The sequence below is a fragment of the Streptomyces kebangsaanensis genome, assembly GCF_001906585.1.
In the GTDB taxonomy this organism is placed as follows: Bacteria; Actinomycetota; Actinomycetes; order Streptomycetales; family Streptomycetaceae; genus Streptomyces; species Streptomyces kebangsaanensis.
The window spans coordinates 50,110-67,056 of record NZ_JUJA01000053.1 but is presented as its reverse complement, the minus strand read 5'-3'; the positions used below and the strand labels follow the sequence as shown (position 1 = coordinate 67,056).

The window sequence follows — 16,947 nt, the reverse complement described above, 5'->3', positions numbered from 1 at the left end:
GGTACGGGGGAACACCTTGGACATGCGCGCGATCCTGCCAGTCGGGGCACGGTGCTGACCAGGGGAGGGTGCCGGTCACCGCGGACGCCGCACTCCTACGGCAGCGCGGAGCCGGCGGGCGGACCGGCGGGCCGCCGCCTCGACGACCGTGCGCACCACACGCCCGGCACCAGGGCGAGCGCGGACAGCGTGGCCGCGTCCTTGAACGCCCTGCGGGCCGAGGCGTCCAGGTGCGGGAAGGCGAACTGCGGCACCGGCGGAATGAGCGCGCCCCAGAACCACGGCGAGCGCGTCACCGAGTCGGACTCCAGCGCGCCGGCGACCAGCAGGGGCACGACGACCAGGTAGTGCTCGTAGGACGGCCGGGACACCGGGTAGGAGGCCGGCATCAGCATCGCGGCCGTGTCCGCGAGCCGTGCCGGACCGGGGTCGGCGCGCCGCCGGCGCAGCCAGGCGCAGGCCACCCCGGCCGCTCCCGCGGCCCGTGCCACCGGCACGGCCAGGGCGGGCGGCACCCCGAGCCGCGGCAGCACCGCCGGCAGGGAGCTGTCGTACGGCCGCATGAGCGAGTCCCCGCCCCTGAGCAGGAAGGGCAGCGTGCGGGTGAGGAACCCGCCCGGGTCCGGCACGACCAGGGCGGTGCCCGGCGACAGGACCAGGGGCACCGCCACCCTCCACGCCGGCGCCCGCCACCGCCGGGCCGGTACCAGCAGGAGGAGCACCGGCAGCAGCAGGGGCTTCACCGCCACGGACAGGTCCAGCACACCACCCCGGCCAGGTCCCATCGGCCCCGGTCGGCCAGCGGCAGCGCGAGGGCCCCGACCGCCGTCCGGTTCCCGAGGTTCACCAGGCGACCGGCCGGCGCCCAGAACAGCAGCAGCCCCAGCAGCCCCACCACCGCGAACCGGCTGCGCGCCGGCACCCGGAACAGGCGCACCGCACACCACCAGCCGCCCACGATCAGCGCCACGCACACGAGTGGCGCGGCGACGCGCAGCACGGGCGCCGGCAGCATCGCCTGCCCGGCGGCGAACAGCACGGCACTCGGCAGGTACGGAAAGCGCCGGTCGGCATACGGCGCGCCGCCGTCCAGCCAGACCTGCCCGGCGTGCACGACGAACGCGTTGTCCATGCCGCCCCGGGCGGAGGCGACGGCCACGCGCGCGGCACGGGCCGGCAGGACGGCGACGAGGAAGGCGACCGTGACCGGACCGGCCGGACGCAGCAGCCAGGCGCGCGGCGCCGCGGTCGGGGGCACTTCCGGCGCAGGGGCCGGACGGCGTCACGAAGCTGCGTCACCCCGTGATGGTGGGCCGATTCTCCCTGAACGGATGGTCAGCGCCGGGTCGTGTCGCCCTCCGGCAGGCGCAGGGCCTTCCCCGGGGCGCCGCTCTCGACGGCACGGGGGCCTGCCGCGACCGCCTACCCTTGACGCATGACCAGCAGCAGCGACCGGAGCCTCGCAGTGGACGTTCAGGGACCCAAGAGTTACGAAATCCGCACCTACGGGTGCCAGATGAACGTCCACGACTCCGAGCGGCTGGCCGGGCTGCTGGAGGAGGCGGGCTACGTGCGGGCGCCGGAGGGGGCGGACGGCGACGCGGACGTCGTCGTCTTCAACACCTGCGCCGTCCGGGAGAACGCCGACAACCGGCTCTACGGCAACCTCGGGCACCTCGCGCCGAAGAAGGCCGCGCGGCCCGGGATGCAGATCGCGGTCGGCGGCTGCCTGGCGCAGAAGGACCGGGACACCATCGTGAAGAGGGCGCCCTGGGTGGACGTCGTCTTCGGCACGCACAACATCGGCAAGCTGCCCGTGCTGCTGGAGCGCGCCCGCGTGCAGCGGGAGGCGCAGGTCGAGATCGCCGAGTCCCTGGAGGCGTTCCCCTCCACGCTGCCGACGCGGCGCGAGAGCGCGTACGCGGCCTGGGTCTCGATCTCCGTCGGCTGCAACAACACCTGCACCTTCTGCATCGTCCCTGCGCTGCGCGGCAAGGAGAAGGACCGCCGCCCCGGCGACATCCTCGCCGAGGTGGAGGCCCTGGTCGCCGAGGGGGTCTCGGAGATCACGCTGCTCGGGCAGAACGTCAACGCCTACGGCTCCGACATCGGCGACCGCGAGGCGTTCAGCAAGCTGCTGCGGGCCTGCGGCACCGTCGACGGCCTGGAGCGCGTCCGCTTCACCTCGCCGCACCCGCGCGACTTCACCGACGACGTGATCGCCGCGATGGCCGAGACCCCGAACGTCATGCCGCAGCTGCACATGCCGCTGCAGTCCGGCTCCGACGCGGTCCTGAAGGCGATGCGCCGCTCCTACCGGCAGGAGCGCTACCTGGGGATCATCGAGAAGGTCCGCGCGGCCATCCCGCACGCGGCGATCACCACCGACATCATCGTGGGCTTCCCCGGCGAGACCGAGGAGGACTTCGAGCAGACGCTGCACGTGGTGCGCGAGGCACGCTTCGCGCAGGCGTTCACCTTCCAGTACTCCAAGCGTCCGGGCACCCCGGCCGCCGAGATGGACGGCCAGATCCCCAAGGAGGTCGTCCAGGCGCGCTACGAGCGGCTGGTCGCCCTGCAGGGGGAGATCTCCTGGGAGGAGAACAAGAAGCAGCTCGGCCGCACGTTCGAGCTCATGGTCGCCGAGGGCGAGGGCCGCAAGGACGGCACCACCCACCGTCTGTCCGGCCGTGCCCCCGACAACCGCCTGGTCCACTTCACCAAGCCGGAGCAGGACGTCCGGCCCGGCGACGTGGTCACGGTCGAGGTCACCTACGCCGCCCCGCACCACCTCCTGGCCGAGGGCCCGGTGCTCGACGTGCGCCGCACGCGCGCGGGTGACGCCTGGGAGAAGCGCAGCACCGCCGAGTCGGCCAAGCCCGCGGGTGTCATGCTCGGCCTGCCGAAGGTGGGCGTCCCCGCCCCGCTGCCGGCCGCGGCGAGCAGCGGCTGCGGCTGCGACTGACCCGGCCGGGCGGCCGGTGCGGCGGGTGCCGGGCAACGCCCTGCCGGCCGTTCGCCGGCCTGCCCGACGGCTGGGCCTGCGAGGGTGTGCGCCGCCCCGCTGCCGGTCGCGGCGAGCAGTGGCTGGGGTTCCGGTCACCCCGCCGCGGCGTGGTCCCGGCGGACGCCGGTGAACGGCCTGCCGGCCCGCCCGCCCGCCCGTCCGTCGTACCGTGCGCGATGGGGCGGTGGAGTGACGTTCGGGCGTCGTACGGAGCTACCCTGCCGATCATGCTTGTCGCCGCTGCTGTCTGCCCCTGCCCGCCCCTCCTCGTGCCCGAGGTCGCCGCGGGTGCCGCATCCGAGATGGACGCCGCGCGGGCCGCGTGCTCGGACGGGCTGGGCGTGCTCGCCGCCGCCCGGCCCGACCTGCTCGTGGTCGTCGGGCCCGCCGAACGGCCCGGGTGCGGTCCGTACCCCGAGGGCACCCGGGGGTCGTTCCGGGGCTTCGGCGTGGACGTGGACGTACGGCTCGGCCGGGACACGGGCACCGCGTCCCGGCGTGAACTGCCGCCCTCGCTCGCCGTGGCCGCCTGGCTGCTGGAGCGGGCCGACTGGTCCGCCGCCCCGGTCGAGGGGGTCGGCGTGGAGGAGTCGCTGACGCCCGAGCGGTGCGCGGCGGCCGGCCGGGAGATCGCCGCGCGGTCCGGCCGGGTGGCCCTGCTGGTGATGGGCGACGCCAGCGCCTGCCGGTCGCTCAAGGCACCGGGGTACCTCGACGAACGCGCCGAGCCCTTCGACGCGGAGGCCGCCCGTGCGCTGGGGCAGGCGGACACGGCGGCTCTCCTGGCGCTCGACACGGAACGGGCGCATGAGCTGAAGGCGTCGGGCCGGGCCCCCTGGCAGGTGCTCGCGGGCGCCGCCGAGGGGGCCGGCCTCTCCGGCGAACTGCTCCATGACGATGCGCCGTACGGCGTGGGATACCTGGTCGCGACCTGGTCGTGAGGCGGGCGTGAGCCTCAGGACACGGGCGGCGGACCCTCCGGCGGCGCCGGCGTGGAAGCGCCGCCCGGCGTCCCGCCGCTCTCCGGGGCCGTACCCTTCTCCGGGCTCCTCCCGTCCTCGCCGCCCTTGTGCGCGAGCCGGTCCACGGCGTCCTTGGCCTTGCCCGTGCCCGCCTGGATCCTCTCGCTGTACTTGCCCTTGGTCTTCTCGTCGACCAGCTTCGCGGCCCTGTCCAGGCCCTGCCCGACCGTGCCCCCGTGGCGCTGGGCGAGGTTCGACACCCTCTCCTTGGCGGGGCCGATCCGGGCCTTCATGTTGTCCAGCAGACCCATGGTTCACCTTCCCTGACGGTCTTCTCCCCGGCGGCCGAAGACTCCTCCGTCGCCATCTACCCGCGAAGGAGGCACGCAAAAACGTCCATACCCACTCCATGCGTTGTCAATGGGTGACAAGCCCGCCCGTGGGCCGTCACACAACTCGTTCGAGACCCCCGCGTGGGGTTTGCGAGACTGTTGCGGTGAGCAGCGCACTCCCCACCCCCCGCGTCATCGCCGTCGTCGGCCCCACCGCGGCCGGAAAGTCCGATCTGGGCGTCTTCCTGGCCCAGCGGCTCGGCGGCGAGGTCATCAACGCCGACTCCATGCAGCTCTACCGAGGCATGGACATCGGCACCGCGAAGCTGACGCCCGAGGAGCGCGGCGGCGTACCGCACCACCTCCTGGACATCTGGGACGTGACGGTCACGGCCTCCGTCGCCGAGTACCAGCGGCTCGCCCGGGAGCGGATCGACGCGCTGCTCGCCGAGGGACGCTGGCCGGTCCTGGTCGGCGGCTCCGGCCTGTACGTCCGGGGGGCCGTGGACAACCTGGAGTTCCCCGGCACCGACCCCGAGGTGCGGGCCCGGCTGGAGGACGAGCTCACGCTGCGCGGCTCCGGCGCGCTGCACGCCCGCCTGGCCGCCGCCGACCCCGAGGCCGCGCGGGCCATCCTGCCCAGCAACGGCCGCCGTGTCGTCCGGGCCCTGGAGGTGATCGAGATCACCGGCCGGCCCTTCACGGCCACCCTCCCCGGTCACGACGCCGTCTACGACACCGTCCAGATCGGCGTCGACGTGGCCCGCCCCGAGCTCGACGAGCGCATCGCGCGCCGGGTCGACCGGATGTGGGAGGCAGGGCTCGTGGACGAGGTGCGCGCGCTGGAGGCGCAGGGTCTGCGGGAGGGGCGTACGGCATCGCGTGCGCTCGGTTACCAGCAGGTGCTCGCGGCGCTCGCGGGGGAGTGCACACTGGAAGAGGCGCGCGCGGAGACCGTACGCGCCACGAAACGCTTCGCGCGCCGCCAGGACTCCTGGTTCCGGCGCGACCCGCGCGTGCACTGGCTGAGCGGGGCCGCGGCGGACCTCGGGGAACTTCCGCACCTGGCGCTGACGTTGGTCGAACGACCGGTTACAGCCTGATCACGTCATGGCATCGGGACGCCCCGGCCGTCATCCGGGCCTCCCGCGCCGTGCCATCATCAAGCTCCGATCGACCAAATGGAGTCCTAGTTGGGAGGGCGCGTGGCGATGGAGGCCGGCCCTCGCGACACCGCACAAGGCACGGACCGCATCACCGTGGACCACGGCGGCACGGAACCGGACGAGGGCTCCCTGAGCCCCGACGGGCCCGACGAGACGCAGGGCGGAGTGACCGCGGACGGCCCGGGGCCCGAGGAGATGTTCGCCGGGCCCGAGGTGGAGGTCGAGCTGCGCCCGCAGCGGCGGCTGCGCATCTGGCAGCTGGCCCCCATCGTGGGCCTGGCCGCCGTCGGCTCCCTCATGTTCGCCTTCCCGCTGGCCTTCGACGGCGACAACGGCGCCGTGATCGCCATGCTGGGGCTGCTGATCTGCTCCTGCTCGGCCGGCTGGGGCATGATGGCCGCCCGCCGCGTCGGCTACACCTGGCCGGGCCTGCCGCCGCGGGACTCGGGCCGCCGCCCCGACTGGCGGGTGATCGGCGCGTACGCCCTCCTCGTCGCCGTGGTCGTCGTCCTCGCCGTCTGGCGCGTCGCCCGGCTCCGCTAGGGCTGTGACCGGAAAGGTTCACCGGCTCGCGACGCCCGGCACGGTACTCCCCCAGCCTCCGGCCGGGGGTACCCCCACGCCGCGTTGTCGCATCACCCGAGTACATCCAGTACACGAGTGATGCTCCGCCTTGCGATGCTCCCCCACTGCCCGAAGGGCGTGGGAGGTGCCCCCAGCACCGGACGCCGCGAGCTTTCCGGCAAACCTTTCCGGTCACAGCACCAGTGCTGTGACCACTCGCCCGGCCGTTGGCCGGTGGCCGGTGGGCGTGAGCGCCGGGTTGTCGTGGGCACCCCGTACGATCGAGGCATGAGCACGCGCATCGCCTTCCTCAAGGGGCACGGCACGGAGAACGACTTCGTGATCGTTCCGGACCCGGAGAACGCCGTCGACCTGTCGCCGGCCGCCGTCGCCGCCCTGTGCGACCGCCGTGCGGGCATCGGCGGGGACGGCGTGCTGCACGTCGTGCGGTCGGCCGCGCACCCGGAGGCCCGGGGGATGGCGGCCGAGGCGGAGTGGTTCATGGACTACCGCAACGGCGACGGCTCGATCGCGGAGATGTGCGGCAACGGCGTGCGGGTCTTCGCGCGCTACCTCCAGTACGCCGGACACGCGGCCGAGGGCGACCTCGCGATCGCCACGCGCGGGGGCGTGAAGACCGTGCACATCGCCAAGGACGGCGACATCACCGTCGGCATGGGCAGGGCGCGGCTCCCCGAAGGGGACGTCACGGTGAGCGTCGGCGGGCACAGATGGCCCGCGCGCAACGTGAACATGGGCAACCCGCACGCGGTCGCCTTCGTCGACGACCTCGCCGACGCCGGCGACCTGCTCTCCCCGCCGTCCTTCAGCCCGGCCTCCGCCTATCCGGACGGGGTGAACGTCGAGTTCGTGGTCGACCGCGGCCCCCGCCACGTCGCCATGCGCGTGCACGAGCGCGGCTCCGGCGAGACCCGCTCGTGCGGCACGGGTGCGTGTGCCGTCGCCGTGGCGGCCGCCCGGCGCGACGGCGCCGACCCCACGGTCACCGGGGCTCCGGCGACGTACACGGTGGACGTGCCCGGCGGAACGCTGGTGATCACCGAACGGCCGGACGGCGAGATCGAGATGACCGGTCCCGCGGTGATCGTCGCCGAGGGCGAGATCGACAGCGAGTGGCTGGAAACCGTCGTCGGCTGACGGTGGGCCGACTGCGTATCGCAGCTCCCACGGTCCATGTCTCCGGTCATACGTATGCCCGGAGGTGGTGACAGGCGGGAGAACCACGGCTGACCACCTGTCAGGTGACCGAAAGTCGTAAACCTTCCAGCCATCGCTCGAATGGGTGATCCGTTTCACGCTCGCCGGGAGAGGACCGGTCGGGCCCGCCGGGCTCGATAGCATCAAGCACCGGCCCGGACGGGGGATCCGTCGCCAACCCCTGAGCCGTGTACGCCCTGGGGCGCCCCGTCCACCGGTCCACACAGCCGGAGGTGCCCATGAGCGCGGATGCCACGAACCCTGCGGCCCCGGGCCCGATGGCTCCCGCAGGGCCCCGCCGCAGGGCCCGCCCGCGGATCGACCTGCGCCGGCTCGGCCGCGCCGCCCTGCTCGGCCCGGCCGCCCGCGACCGGATGCCCGACGCCATCGGCCACGTGGCCGAGGCCCACCGCGCGCACTTCCCCGACGCCGACCTCGAACCGCTGCGCCGCGCCTACCTCCTGGCCGAGTCCTCCCACCGGGGCCAGATGCGCAAGAGCGGCGAGCCGTACATCACGCACCCCCTCGCGGTGACCCTCATCCTCGCCGAACTCGGCGCCGAGACCACCACGCTGACGGCGTCCCTGCTGCACGACACCGTCGAGGACACCGACGTGACACTGGACCAGGTCGGCGAGCAGTTCGGCGCGGAGGTGCGCTACCTCGTCGACGGCGTCACGAAGCTGGAGAAGGTCGACTACGGCGCCGCCGCCGAGCCCGAGACCTTCCGCAAGATGCTCGTCGCCACGGGCAACGACGTCCGCGTGATGTCGATCAAACTCGCCGACCGGCTGCACAACATGCGCACCCTCGGCGTCATGCGCCCGGAGAAACAGGCACGCATCGCCAAGGTCACCCGGGACGTGCTCATCCCGCTCGCCGAACGACTCGGCGTGCAGGCCCTGAAGACCGAGCTGGAGGACCTCGTCTTCGCCGTCCTGCACCCCGAGGAGTACGCACACACACGCGTGCTGATCGCCGAGAACGCGGCACGCCCGGACGACCCGCTCGCCGAGGTCGCCGAGCAGGTCCGCGGGGTGCTGCGCGAGGCCGACCTCAACGCCGAGGTCCTCATCAGACCCCGGCACTTCGTCTCCGTGCACCGCGTCGCCCGCAAGCGCGGCCGACTGCGCGGCTGCGACTTCGGGCGGCTGCTGGTGCTGGTGAACGAGGACGCCGACTGCTACGCCGTCCTCGGCGAGCTGCACACGTGCATGACGCCGGTCGTCTCGGAGTTCAAGGACTTCATCGCCGTACCCAAGTTCAACCTGTACCAGTCGCTGCACACGGCCGTCGCCCTCCCCCGGACCCGGACGGACTCGCCCGGGGGGACCCCCATGGGCGGCCAGATCGTGGAAGTCCTCATCCGCACCCACCAGATGCACAAGGTCGCCGAGGCCGGTGTCGTCGCGCTCGGCAACCCCTACGCCCCTCCTGCGGAGGAGCAGTCCACGAGTGACGGCGAGCGCGCCGACCCCACCCGGCCGGGCTGGCTCTCCCGCCTCCTGGAGTGGCAGCGGGCGGCACCCGACTCCGACACCTTCTGGTCCACGCTGCGCGAGGACCTCGCCCAGGACCGTGAGATCACCGTCTTCCGGCCGGACGGAGGCACACTGGGCCTGCCCGAGGGCGCCACGTGCGTGGACGCCGCGTACGCCCAGTACGGCGAGGACGCACACGCGTGCATGGGCGCCCGCGTCAACGGCCGCCTGGCGACGCTGAGCACCGTCCTGAACGACGGCGACACCGTCCAGCTGCTCATGGGCCAGGACCCGGCCTCCGAACCCTCCCGGGAATGGCTGGACCACGCCCACACCCCGGCCGCCCGCATCGCCATCCAACGCCGGCTGGCCACGCGGCCGTCCCCCACCGAGGAGGAGGACGGAACCACCGCGCCCGCCCCCGCGGCCCCGGCTCCGGGCACCGCGGCGGACCCCGCTCCGGCCCCGGTCCGGGGCCCCGGCGCGTCCGCCGGCTCCGAACCCCGCGAGGCGAGCGTCCTGGTCGTCGGCCGGCCCCGCGCGAACGCACGGCTCGCGGGCTGCTGCACACCCGTGCCGCCCGACGAGGTCACCGGATTCACCATCCGCGGGGGAGCGGTGACCGTGCACCGCGTGGAGTGCGCGGCGGTCGCGCGAATGAAGAGCGCGGGGCGCGCGGAGGTCGGAGTGCGCTGGGGGGACACCACCGCGTGCCGGGTCACGCTGCTCGCCGAATCGTTCGGCCGCCCCCGTCTGCTGGCCGACCTCACCGAGGCCATCGCACTCGAGGGCGTCGAGATCATCTCGGCGACGGTGTCCCCGTCGGCCCAGCAGCGCGTCCGCCACGCGTACACCCTCCAACTCCCCGACGCCGCCGGTCTCCCGGCCCTGATGCGCGCCATGCGCAACGTCCCGGGCGTCTACGACGTGAGCCGCACCCAGCCCCAGCCGCCGGAAAGCTGAACCGCACCCGCCCGTCTCCACCTGCCCGCACGCCCCCAACACCTCTTCCCACGGCCCTCGGTGTGGTCCTGATGGGCCCTGTGGACCCTTTCGGGTGGGTCGGGCGCGAGTCTGCGCCGTGCCGCGCACGGGCGCTGGTAGCGGTGATGCATGCCGCTCAGCCTTGGACCACGTGTCCCGCGTCGCCTGAAGGCGACCCTCCTCGCAACCGCCGCCTCCGTCTGCCTCGTCGCCGCGAGCGCCCCGCCCGCGCCGCTGGGCGTCGGCGACCGGCTCTTCCCGTACCTGGGCAACCCGGGGTACGACGTGTCGTCGTACGACCTGTCCTTCACCTACCCCGGTGACAACAGCAAGCCGCTGCGGGCCGTCACCACGATCGACGCGCGGACGACCAGGAGGCTGGACCGTGTGAACCTCGACTTCGCGCACGGCCGGGTCGACTCCGTGGAGGTCGACGGCCGGCCGGCCGCGTTCACCACCGCCGGCGAGGATCTCGTGATCACCCCGGAGAACCCGCTGCCGCGCAGCAGTCGGACGCGGATCGCCGTGCGCCACACCAGTGACCCCGTGTCCCCGAAGGGCCGCGACGGAGGCTGGGTGCGCACCGCGGACGGCCTTGCCATGGCCAACCAGGCCGACGCCGCGCACCTGGTGTTCCCGTGCAACGACCACCCGTCCGACAAGGCGATGTTCACCATCCACGTCACCGCGCCCGAGGGATACACGGCCGTCGCCAACGGCCTGCCGGCCGGCGTCGCCCGGAGCGGCGGGGCGACCACGTGGACGTACCGCACCCAGCACCCCATGGCCACCGAGCTGACACAGGTCTCCATCGGCCGCTCCACCGTGCTGCACCGCACCGGCCCGCACGGCCTGCCCGTACGCGACGTCGTCCCTACCGAGGACCGCAAGGCGCTCGAGCCGTGGCTGGCCAGGACCCCCGACCAGATCGCCTGGATGGAGAGCAAGGTCGGCCCTTACCCCTTCGAGACGTACGGGGTGCTCGTGGCCTCCGCCACCACCGGCTTCGAACTCGAGACGCAGACCCTGTCCCTGTTCGAGAAGAAGTTGCTCACCGACACCGCCTACCCCAAGTGGTACGTCGAGTCGGTCATGGTGCACGAGCTGTCCCACCAGTGGTTCGGCGACAGCGTGAGCCCGCGCGTCTGGTCCGACCTGTGGCTCAACGAGGGGCACGCCACCTGGTACGAGGCCCTGTACGCCGAGGAGAAGGCGAACCGGTCGTTGGAGGCCCGGATGAAGGCCGCCTACAGCGCCTCCGACCGCTGGCGTGAGGCCGGCGGGCCGCCCGCGATGCCCAAGCCGCCGAAGCCCGGCCAGAAGATCGGCATCTTCCGCGCGAACGTCTACGACGGCGCCGCGCTCGTCCTGTACGCGCTGCGTCAGGAGATCGGCAAGCCGGCCTTCGAGCGCCTGGAGCGTGACTGGGTGCGCGCCCACCGGGACACCGACGCGACCACGGCCGACTTCCAGCGCCTGGCCTCGGACATCTCCGGACGCGATCTGAGCGGCTTCTTCCGGGCCTGGCTGTACGGCGAGAAGACCCCGCCGATGCCCGGCCGCCCCGACTGGAAGGCCGCGCCGCCGTCGAAGACGGCGAAGAAGTGACAGGGAGGGAGTGACAGGAGAGACAGGAGGAGCGACCGGGAAATACGCGGGGGGATGCGCGGGGAAATAACGCCGTGACGGGGTGGCCCGTGCCGTGCGACCATCTTCAGGCCGGCACGGCACGGGACGGGGGAATCTTCCCGGGTACTCGCGCGTTGTGACCGGTGACGGAATCTCCCACGACGTAAGGACCCAATGACCTCCTCTTCTTCCTCTTCCCAGACGTTTCAGGCGTCCCAGGCCGGCAAGCGCCTGGCGCGCACCTACCCCGAGGGCCTCCGGGCCGATGCCCTGATGGAAGAGGACGTCGCCTGGAGCCACGAGTTCGACGGAGGGCGGGACGGCGATCAGCTCGACCGCTCCGACCGCGCGGCCCTGCGCCGGGTCGCGGGCCTGTCCACCGAGCTCGAGGACGTCACCGAGGTCGAGTACCGGCAGCTCCGTCTGGAGCGGGTCGTGCTCGTCGGCGTCTGGACCTCGGGAACCGCACAGGACGCCGAGAACTCGCTCGCCGAGCTCGCCGCCCTCGCGGAGACCGCGGGCGCGGTCGTGCTCGACGGCGTGATCCAGCGCCGCGACAAGCCCGACGCGGCCACCTACATCGGCTCCGGCAAGGCCGACGAGCTGCGCGACCTCGTCCTGGAGACGGCCGCGGACACCGTCATCTGCGACGGTGAGCTCAGCCCGGGCCAGCTGATCCAGCTCGAGGACGTCGTCAAGGTCAAGGTCATCGACCGTACGGCCCTGATCCTCGACATCTTCGCCCAGCACGCCAAGTCCCGGGAGGGCAAGGCACAGGTCGCGCTCGCGCAGATGCAGTACATGCTGCCGAGGCTGCGCGGCTGGGGTCAGTCGCTGTCCCGGCAGATGGGCGGCGGCAGTGGTGGCATCGCCACGCGTGGTCCCGGTGAGACCAAGATCGAGACGGACCGGCGGCGGATCCGCGAGAAGATGGCGAAGATGCGCCGCGAGATCGCGCACATGAAGACCGGCCGCGAGATCAAGCGCCGGGAGCGCCGCCGCAACCAGGTGCCCTCCGTCGCCATCGCCGGTTACACCAACGCCGGCAAGTCCTCCCTGCTCAACCGCCTCACCGGCGCGGGCGTCCTGGTCGAGAACGCGCTGTTCGCGACCCTGGACCCGACCGTGCGCCGGGCCGAGACCCCGAGCGGCCGGACCTACACGCTGGCCGACACCGTCGGTTTCGTCCGGCACCTGCCGCACCACCTGGTCGAGGCGTTCCGCTCCACCATGGAGGAGGTCGGCGACTCCGACCTGATCCTGCACGTGGTCGACGGCTCCCACCCCGCCCCGGAGGAGCAGCTGGCCGCCGTGCGCGAGGTGATCAAGGACGTCGGCGCCACCGACGTACCCGAGATCGTCGTGGTCAACAAGGCGGACGCGGCGGATCCGTTGGTGCTCCAGCGGCTGCTGCGGATCGAGAAGCACTCGATCGCGGTCTCGGCCCGCACCGGACAGGGCATCCCCGAGCTGCTGGCCCTGATCGACAGCGAGCTGCCCCGGCCGGCCGTCGAGATCGAGGCACTGGTGCCGTACACCCACGGCAAACTGGTCGCCCGCGCCCACACCGAGGGCGAGGTGATCTCCGAGGAGCACACCGCGGAGGGCACCCTGCTCAAGGCCCGGGTGAACGAGGAGCTCGCGGCGGAACTGGCACCGTACGCGCCGGCTCCCGCGCTCTGATCCACAGCTCCACGAGCCGAGGGCCCGCCCCCTGTCGACAGGGGGCGGGCCCTCGGCGTTCACGGCGTCACCGGCCGCCGTACTTCCTGCTCATGTTCCGGTACAGCGCCTCGGCGTCCCGGCCCAGCCGCGGACCCGCCAGCCAGCCCGCCGTCACCGGGCCGATCGAGGTGTTGGAGACCAGGACGAGCTCGCCGTCCGAGTCCGTCCGGACCCAGCCGCCGCCGGAGGAGCCGCCGGTCATGGTGCACCCGATGCGGTACATCGTCGGGTCCGAGGCGCTCAGCGACAGCCGGCCCGGCTTGTCCTGGCACTGGTACAGCAGCTGGCCGTCGTACGGCGGCGCCGCCGGGTAGCCGGTCGCGGTGATGCTGCCCACCTCCGGCACGGGCGGGGCGTCGAAGTCGACGGGCAGCGCCGCGCCGACGGTCTCCTCCAGCGACTTGCCGCTGCCGCCCTTCTCGGGCGTGACGTGGATGACGGCGAAGTCGTACGGGGCACCCTGACCGCCGGTCGGGCCGCCCTGCTCGATCCACTGCTGGGAGGTCTGCACCCAGTCGCCCCACCACACGCCGTGCGGGATGACCTCGTCCTTGGGGGCGTCCCGCAGCCGGGCGGCGCTTCTGCCCGCGTCGTTGTACGACGGCACGAAGGCGATGTTGCGGTACCAGCCGCCCTTCTTGCCGGCGTGCACGCAGTGGCCGGCCGTCCACACGAGGTTGGACCTGCCCGGGCGGGCCGGGTCCTGGACGACCGTCGCCGAGCAGACCATGCTGCCCTCGGGGGAGTCGAAGAAGACCTTGCCCGCCGTCGCCGCGTTCGCCCGGTACGCCGGCGGGACCGCCCGCGCCTTCACCGGTGCCGGTGCCGGGTCGGTGACGCCCTGGTCGCCGGAGAGGTCGTTGTCGTCGACGCCCCGGTCCGGGTCCTCGGCCCGGCGCATGCGCTCCGGGTCCCACAGGCCCTTGATGATCGGGTTGATGTAGTCGCCCGCCTCGCGCAGCCAGTCGTCCTTGTTCCAGTCCTTCCAGGCGCCGTTCCTCCACTTGTCGATGTCGACCCCGTGCTCCTCGAGCTTCCGCCTGATGTCGTCCGGGATCCTGATCCTGCCGTCTCCGGTTCCACCGGTTCCGTCGCTGTCGCCGGGGGACACGGAGGCGGGGGGCCGGGCGTCCGCCTCGGCGTCGCCCGAGTCGCAGCCGGTGGCGGTGAGTGCCAGCACCGAGGCCAGCGCGACCGCGGTCAGCACGGGGGAGGTGGTGCGGCGGGCGCCTGCCCCTCGGCGGGCGGTGCGGGACGGGCGTATGGATCGCATGCTGTGACTCCCCCTGAAATGAACGGACTTGACGCTTCCCGCCGTGCTCTCGCGTTGATCGCGGGCTGAGACCAAGCGTCCTCACGGCGGGCCGGGACGGCATCACACACTATGCCGTCCCGGTCCGAGGCCGTCGCCGGAACGGCAACGGTTCGGCCACAAGCCGTCTGACCTGGCCGGTCGTCCGGAGAGCTGCCGAATTGACGACCAGGGCGGTCAGTTCGGCTTCGTCGCCGACACCGGGGTGGCCGTCACCTTGTCGTCGCACTCGGCGAAGAGTCCTTCGTCCAGAGCGACTTGGTGCGCTCCCGACCCCGGCAGCCCGACCACCAGAGAGGGATAGGCGACGGACTCCGCGCCGGACTCGCAGTAACCGTCGCCCTCGCCCTGGACCTGGACGAAGGTCAGTTTCACCCACGCCTTGCCGCCGGGCGCCACCCGCACCGGTGACGCGGTCCCCGTGCGCGTCACCGACAGCGGAACGTTCTTCTGCGGCGAACCGTTGCCCGCTCCGGCCACCGACGGGTGGCCCCGCAGGACGCACGGCTGTCCGGAGACGTTGGTGAACTCGACGACCGCTGCTCCGAGTCCGGTACCCGGTGGACGATCCGCGGCCGCGTACGCGGCCACCCTCAGGCTGGTCTCCGGACACGTCCTCACCGCGGCTCCCGAGGATCCGGAACCGGGGGAAACGCTCGCTCCCGGCGCCGCCGACGCACCCGCTCCGGGGGCCTGCGAGGCACCGGAGCCCGGCCCCTCGGGAGAGGGGGTCGCGCTGCTCGGCGCCCCGGACGGCACCCCGACCGCCCCCGTGCCGTCATCACCGGGTCGGCACGCGGTCACCGACAACGCGGCCGAGACCGCGACCATTGCCATCACACTCATGCGGATGCTTTTCCCGTACTGCACGACGCCCCCCGAAACCGGTCTTCGCGAGTGCCGGCCCTGCGCCGCCACTCGCCGACGGAGACAGGGCCGGCCGGGGGCGGGGTTCCCCTGTGGACCACCTGTGACGAGACGGCGACAGGACCGGGGCCCGGTCACCGCGCGGCGTCACGGCAACGATCTTGGGTCTGCCCGTAACCGCGCGGCCGGTCCGGGGTTGTAGCGGTGGGGGTCCTGTTGCCTGCGTCCGGGGCTCCTGTGCCACGGGCGGCGACACGACCCGACAGCGGAAGGCCGGCGCCTTGTTCCAGTGGGCCGCCGGAGCCTTGGGACAGCGGAAGGACAAGGAGCCGTGACCGTGACGGATTCTGCGCCTGGAGGCTGCGCGTCCGCGGGGGCGCGCACCGCGCACGAGGGGATTCTGCGGCGTCAGTCGGCGCGCGAGTCGGCGGCGCGCACCTATGCGCGCGCCCTGCCGATCGTGCCGGTGCGGGCCCGCGGGCTCACCATCGAGGGCGCGGACGGCCGCCGCTACCTGGACTGCCTCTCGGGCGCCGGCACCCTCGCCCTCGGACACAACCACCCCGTCGTCCTGGAGGCCATCCGCAAGGTCCTCGACTCGGGCGCGCCCCTGCACGCCCTCGACCTGGCCACACCGGTCAAGGACGCCTTCGTCACCGAGCTGTTCCGCACCCTGCCGTCCGGGCTCGCCGACCACGCGCGCGTGCAGTTCTGCGGCCCGGCCGGTACGGACGCGGTGGAGGCCGCCTTCAAGCTCGTCCGGGCCGCCACCGGCCGCAGGACCATCGTGGCCTTCGCCGGCGCCTACCACGGGATGACCGCGGGAGCGCTCGACGCCTCGGGGCACGCCGCCGACGTACGGGTCGCGCGCCTGCCCTACCCGCAGGACTACCGCTGCCCCTTCGGCGTCGGCGGTGCCCGAGGTGCCGAACTCGCCGCCCGCTGGACCGAGTCCGTGCTGGACGACCCCAAGTCGGGAGTGCCGCTGCCCGCCGGGATGATCCTCGAACCCGTGCAGGGCGAGGGCGGGGTGATTCCCGCGCCCGACCACTGGATGCGACGCATGCGGCAGCTCACCGCGGAACGGTCCGTCCCGCTGATCGCCGACGAGATCCAGACGGGGGTCGGGCGCACGGGTGCCTTCTGGGCGGTGGAGCACAGCGGCGTGACACCGGATGTGATGGTGCTGTCCAAGGCCATCGGCGGCAGTCTGCCGCTGGCCGTCGTGGTCTACCGCGACGACCTGGACGTCTGGGGGCCCGGGGCCCACGCGGGAACCTTCCGCGGCAACCAACTCGCCATGGCCGCGGGCACCGCCACCCTGGCCCACGTCCGCGAGAACCGCCTCGCCGAACGCGCGGCGGCCCTCGGCTCCCACATGCTGTCCCAACTCCAGGACCTGGCTCGTCACTTCCCCTGCATCGGCGAGGTGCGCGGGCGAGGCCTGATGATCGGCCTCGAACTGGTGGACCCGGAGGGGGAGCCGGGAACCCCCGACCGGGGCGTCACCGGCCCGGCGGCGGCCCGCCCCCGCGAGCCTCGCCCCGCCGCTCCCGAACTCGCCGCCGCCGTACGACGCGAGTGCCTGCGGCGTGGCCTGATCGTCGAACTCGGCGGCCGTCACGCCAGTGTCGTACGGCTCCTTCCCCCGCTGACGATCACCGACGAGCAGGCCGCCGCGGTGCTCGGCCGGCTGGCCG

General features: G+C 73.1%; 14 protein-coding genes. 9 read left to right on the top strand and 5 right to left on the bottom strand.

Annotated features, from left to right (window positions below):
• Window positions 1-95 precede the first annotated feature (95 nt).
• Together RH94_RS41225 and RH94_RS41220 are read right to left on the bottom strand one after the other, a co-directional pair.
• Window positions 96-749 carry a hypothetical protein gene (locus tag RH94_RS41225; RefSeq protein ID WP_199880894.1) on the bottom strand — a complete coding sequence of 218 codons (654 nt, stop codon included), beginning with the start codon at window positions 747-749 and terminating at the stop codon, window positions 96-98.
• On the bottom strand, window positions 740-1,258 hold the full coding sequence (locus tag RH94_RS41220; protein ID WP_199880893.1) for a hypothetical protein: 519 nt from the start codon (window positions 1,256-1,258) through the stop codon (window positions 740-742). Before RH94_RS41220 ends, RH94_RS41225 begins: the two co-directional genes overlap by 10 nt.
• A gap of 177 nt (window positions 1,259-1,435) precedes the next feature.
• Between RH94_RS41220 and miaB the strand changes: the two genes are divergently transcribed.
• On the top strand, window positions 1,436-2,965 hold the full coding sequence (miaB, locus tag RH94_RS07740) for a tRNA (N6-isopentenyl adenosine(37)-C2)-methylthiotransferase MiaB (RefSeq protein ID WP_073946892.1): 1,530 nt from the start codon (window positions 1,436-1,438) through the stop codon (window positions 2,963-2,965).
• A gap of 269 nt (window positions 2,966-3,234) precedes the next feature.
• Window positions 3,235-3,948, top strand: a complete 714-nt coding sequence (locus tag RH94_RS07735; protein WP_073946891.1) for a class III extradiol dioxygenase subunit B-like domain-containing protein — start codon at window positions 3,235-3,237, stop codon at window positions 3,946-3,948.
• Window positions 3,949-3,962: 14 nt separating this feature from the next.
• Here RH94_RS07735 and RH94_RS07730 read toward each other — a convergent pair whose 3' ends face one another.
• The gene (locus tag RH94_RS07730; RefSeq protein WP_073946890.1) at window positions 3,963-4,280 is read right to left on the bottom strand and encodes an antitoxin; all 318 of its coding nucleotides are present in this window, start codon (window positions 4,278-4,280) and stop codon (window positions 3,963-3,965) included.
• Window positions 4,281-4,465: 185 nt separating this feature from the next.
• Here RH94_RS07730 and miaA point away from each other — a divergent pair, with 185 nt between their 5' ends.
• From miaA to hflX, 6 genes are all read left to right on the top strand, one after another.
• Window positions 4,466-5,404 carry a tRNA (adenosine(37)-N6)-dimethylallyltransferase MiaA gene (miaA, locus tag RH94_RS07725; RefSeq protein WP_073946889.1) on the top strand — a complete coding sequence of 313 codons (939 nt, stop codon included), beginning with the start codon at window positions 4,466-4,468 and terminating at the stop codon, window positions 5,402-5,404.
• Window positions 5,405-5,512: 108 nt separating this feature from the next.
• Window positions 5,513-6,010 (top strand): hypothetical protein, encoded by a 498-nt coding sequence (locus RH94_RS07720; protein ID WP_073946888.1) that lies wholly within the window; start codon window positions 5,513-5,515, stop codon window positions 6,008-6,010.
• 309 nt (window positions 6,011-6,319) lie between these two features.
• Window positions 6,320-7,189 (top strand): diaminopimelate epimerase, encoded by an 870-nt coding sequence (gene dapF, locus RH94_RS07715; RefSeq protein WP_073946886.1) that lies wholly within the window; start codon window positions 6,320-6,322, stop codon window positions 7,187-7,189.
• Window positions 7,190-7,488: 299 nt separating this feature from the next.
• A complete protein-coding gene (locus RH94_RS07710) occupies window positions 7,489-9,693 on the top strand; it encodes a RelA/SpoT family protein (RefSeq protein ID WP_073946885.1) in 2,205 nt (734 codons plus the stop codon).
• A gap of 150 nt (window positions 9,694-9,843) precedes the next feature.
• Complete coding sequence (locus tag RH94_RS07705) at window positions 9,844-11,322, top strand: M1 family metallopeptidase (protein WP_073946883.1); 1,479 nt, start codon at window positions 9,844-9,846, stop codon at window positions 11,320-11,322.
• Between the two features lie 195 nt (window positions 11,323-11,517).
• The gene (hflX, locus tag RH94_RS07700; protein ID WP_073946882.1) at window positions 11,518-13,026 is read left to right on the top strand and encodes a GTPase HflX; all 1,509 of its coding nucleotides are present in this window, start codon (window positions 11,518-11,520) and stop codon (window positions 13,024-13,026) included.
• A gap of 67 nt (window positions 13,027-13,093) precedes the next feature.
• Here hflX and RH94_RS07695 read toward each other — a convergent pair whose 3' ends face one another.
• Window positions 13,094-14,341, bottom strand: coding sequence for a trypsin-like serine peptidase (locus RH94_RS07695; RefSeq protein WP_073946881.1), 1,248 nt, complete (start codon window positions 14,339-14,341; stop codon window positions 13,094-13,096).
• A 216-nt stretch (window positions 14,342-14,557) separates the two neighbouring features.
• Entirely contained in the window at window positions 14,558-15,001 is a 444-nt protein-coding gene (locus RH94_RS46300) for a DUF4232 domain-containing protein (RefSeq protein ID WP_324614246.1), read from the bottom strand.
• A 583-nt stretch (window positions 15,002-15,584) separates the two neighbouring features.
• On the opposite strand from RH94_RS46300, the gene RH94_RS40680 reads away from it, so the two are divergent.
• Window positions 15,585-16,947: diaminobutyrate--2-oxoglutarate transaminase family protein (locus tag RH94_RS40680; protein WP_158073038.1), on the top strand; the 1,363-nt coding region annotated here is incomplete at its 3' end.

Excerpts from the sequence above, each read along its gene's own strand:
- RH94_RS07710 (WP_073946885.1), top strand. The coding sequence starts at position 7,489 with ATGAGCGCGGATGCCACGAACCCTGCGGCCCCGGGCCCGATGGCTCCC.
- RH94_RS07705 (WP_073946883.1), top strand. The coding sequence starts at position 9,844 with ATGCCGCTCAGCCTTGGACCACGTGTCCCGCGTCGCCTGAAGGCGACC.
- RH94_RS07720 (WP_073946888.1), top strand. The coding sequence starts at position 5,513 with ATGGAGGCCGGCCCTCGCGACACCGCACAAGGCACGGACCGCATCACC.
- RH94_RS07695 (WP_073946881.1), bottom strand. The coding sequence starts at position 14,341 with ATGCGATCCATACGCCCGTCCCGCACCGCCCGCCGAGGGGCAGGCGCC.
- RH94_RS07730 (WP_073946890.1), bottom strand. The coding sequence starts at position 4,280 with ATGGGTCTGCTGGACAACATGAAGGCCCGGATCGGCCCCGCCAAGGAG.
- hflX (WP_073946882.1), top strand. The coding sequence starts at position 11,518 with ATGACCTCCTCTTCTTCCTCTTCCCAGACGTTTCAGGCGTCCCAGGCC.
- miaB (WP_073946892.1), top strand. The coding sequence starts at position 1,436 with ATGACCAGCAGCAGCGACCGGAGCCTCGCAGTGGACGTTCAGGGACCC.
- dapF (WP_073946886.1), top strand. The coding sequence starts at position 6,320 with ATGAGCACGCGCATCGCCTTCCTCAAGGGGCACGGCACGGAGAACGAC.
- RH94_RS07735 (WP_073946891.1), top strand. The coding sequence starts at position 3,235 with ATGCTTGTCGCCGCTGCTGTCTGCCCCTGCCCGCCCCTCCTCGTGCCC.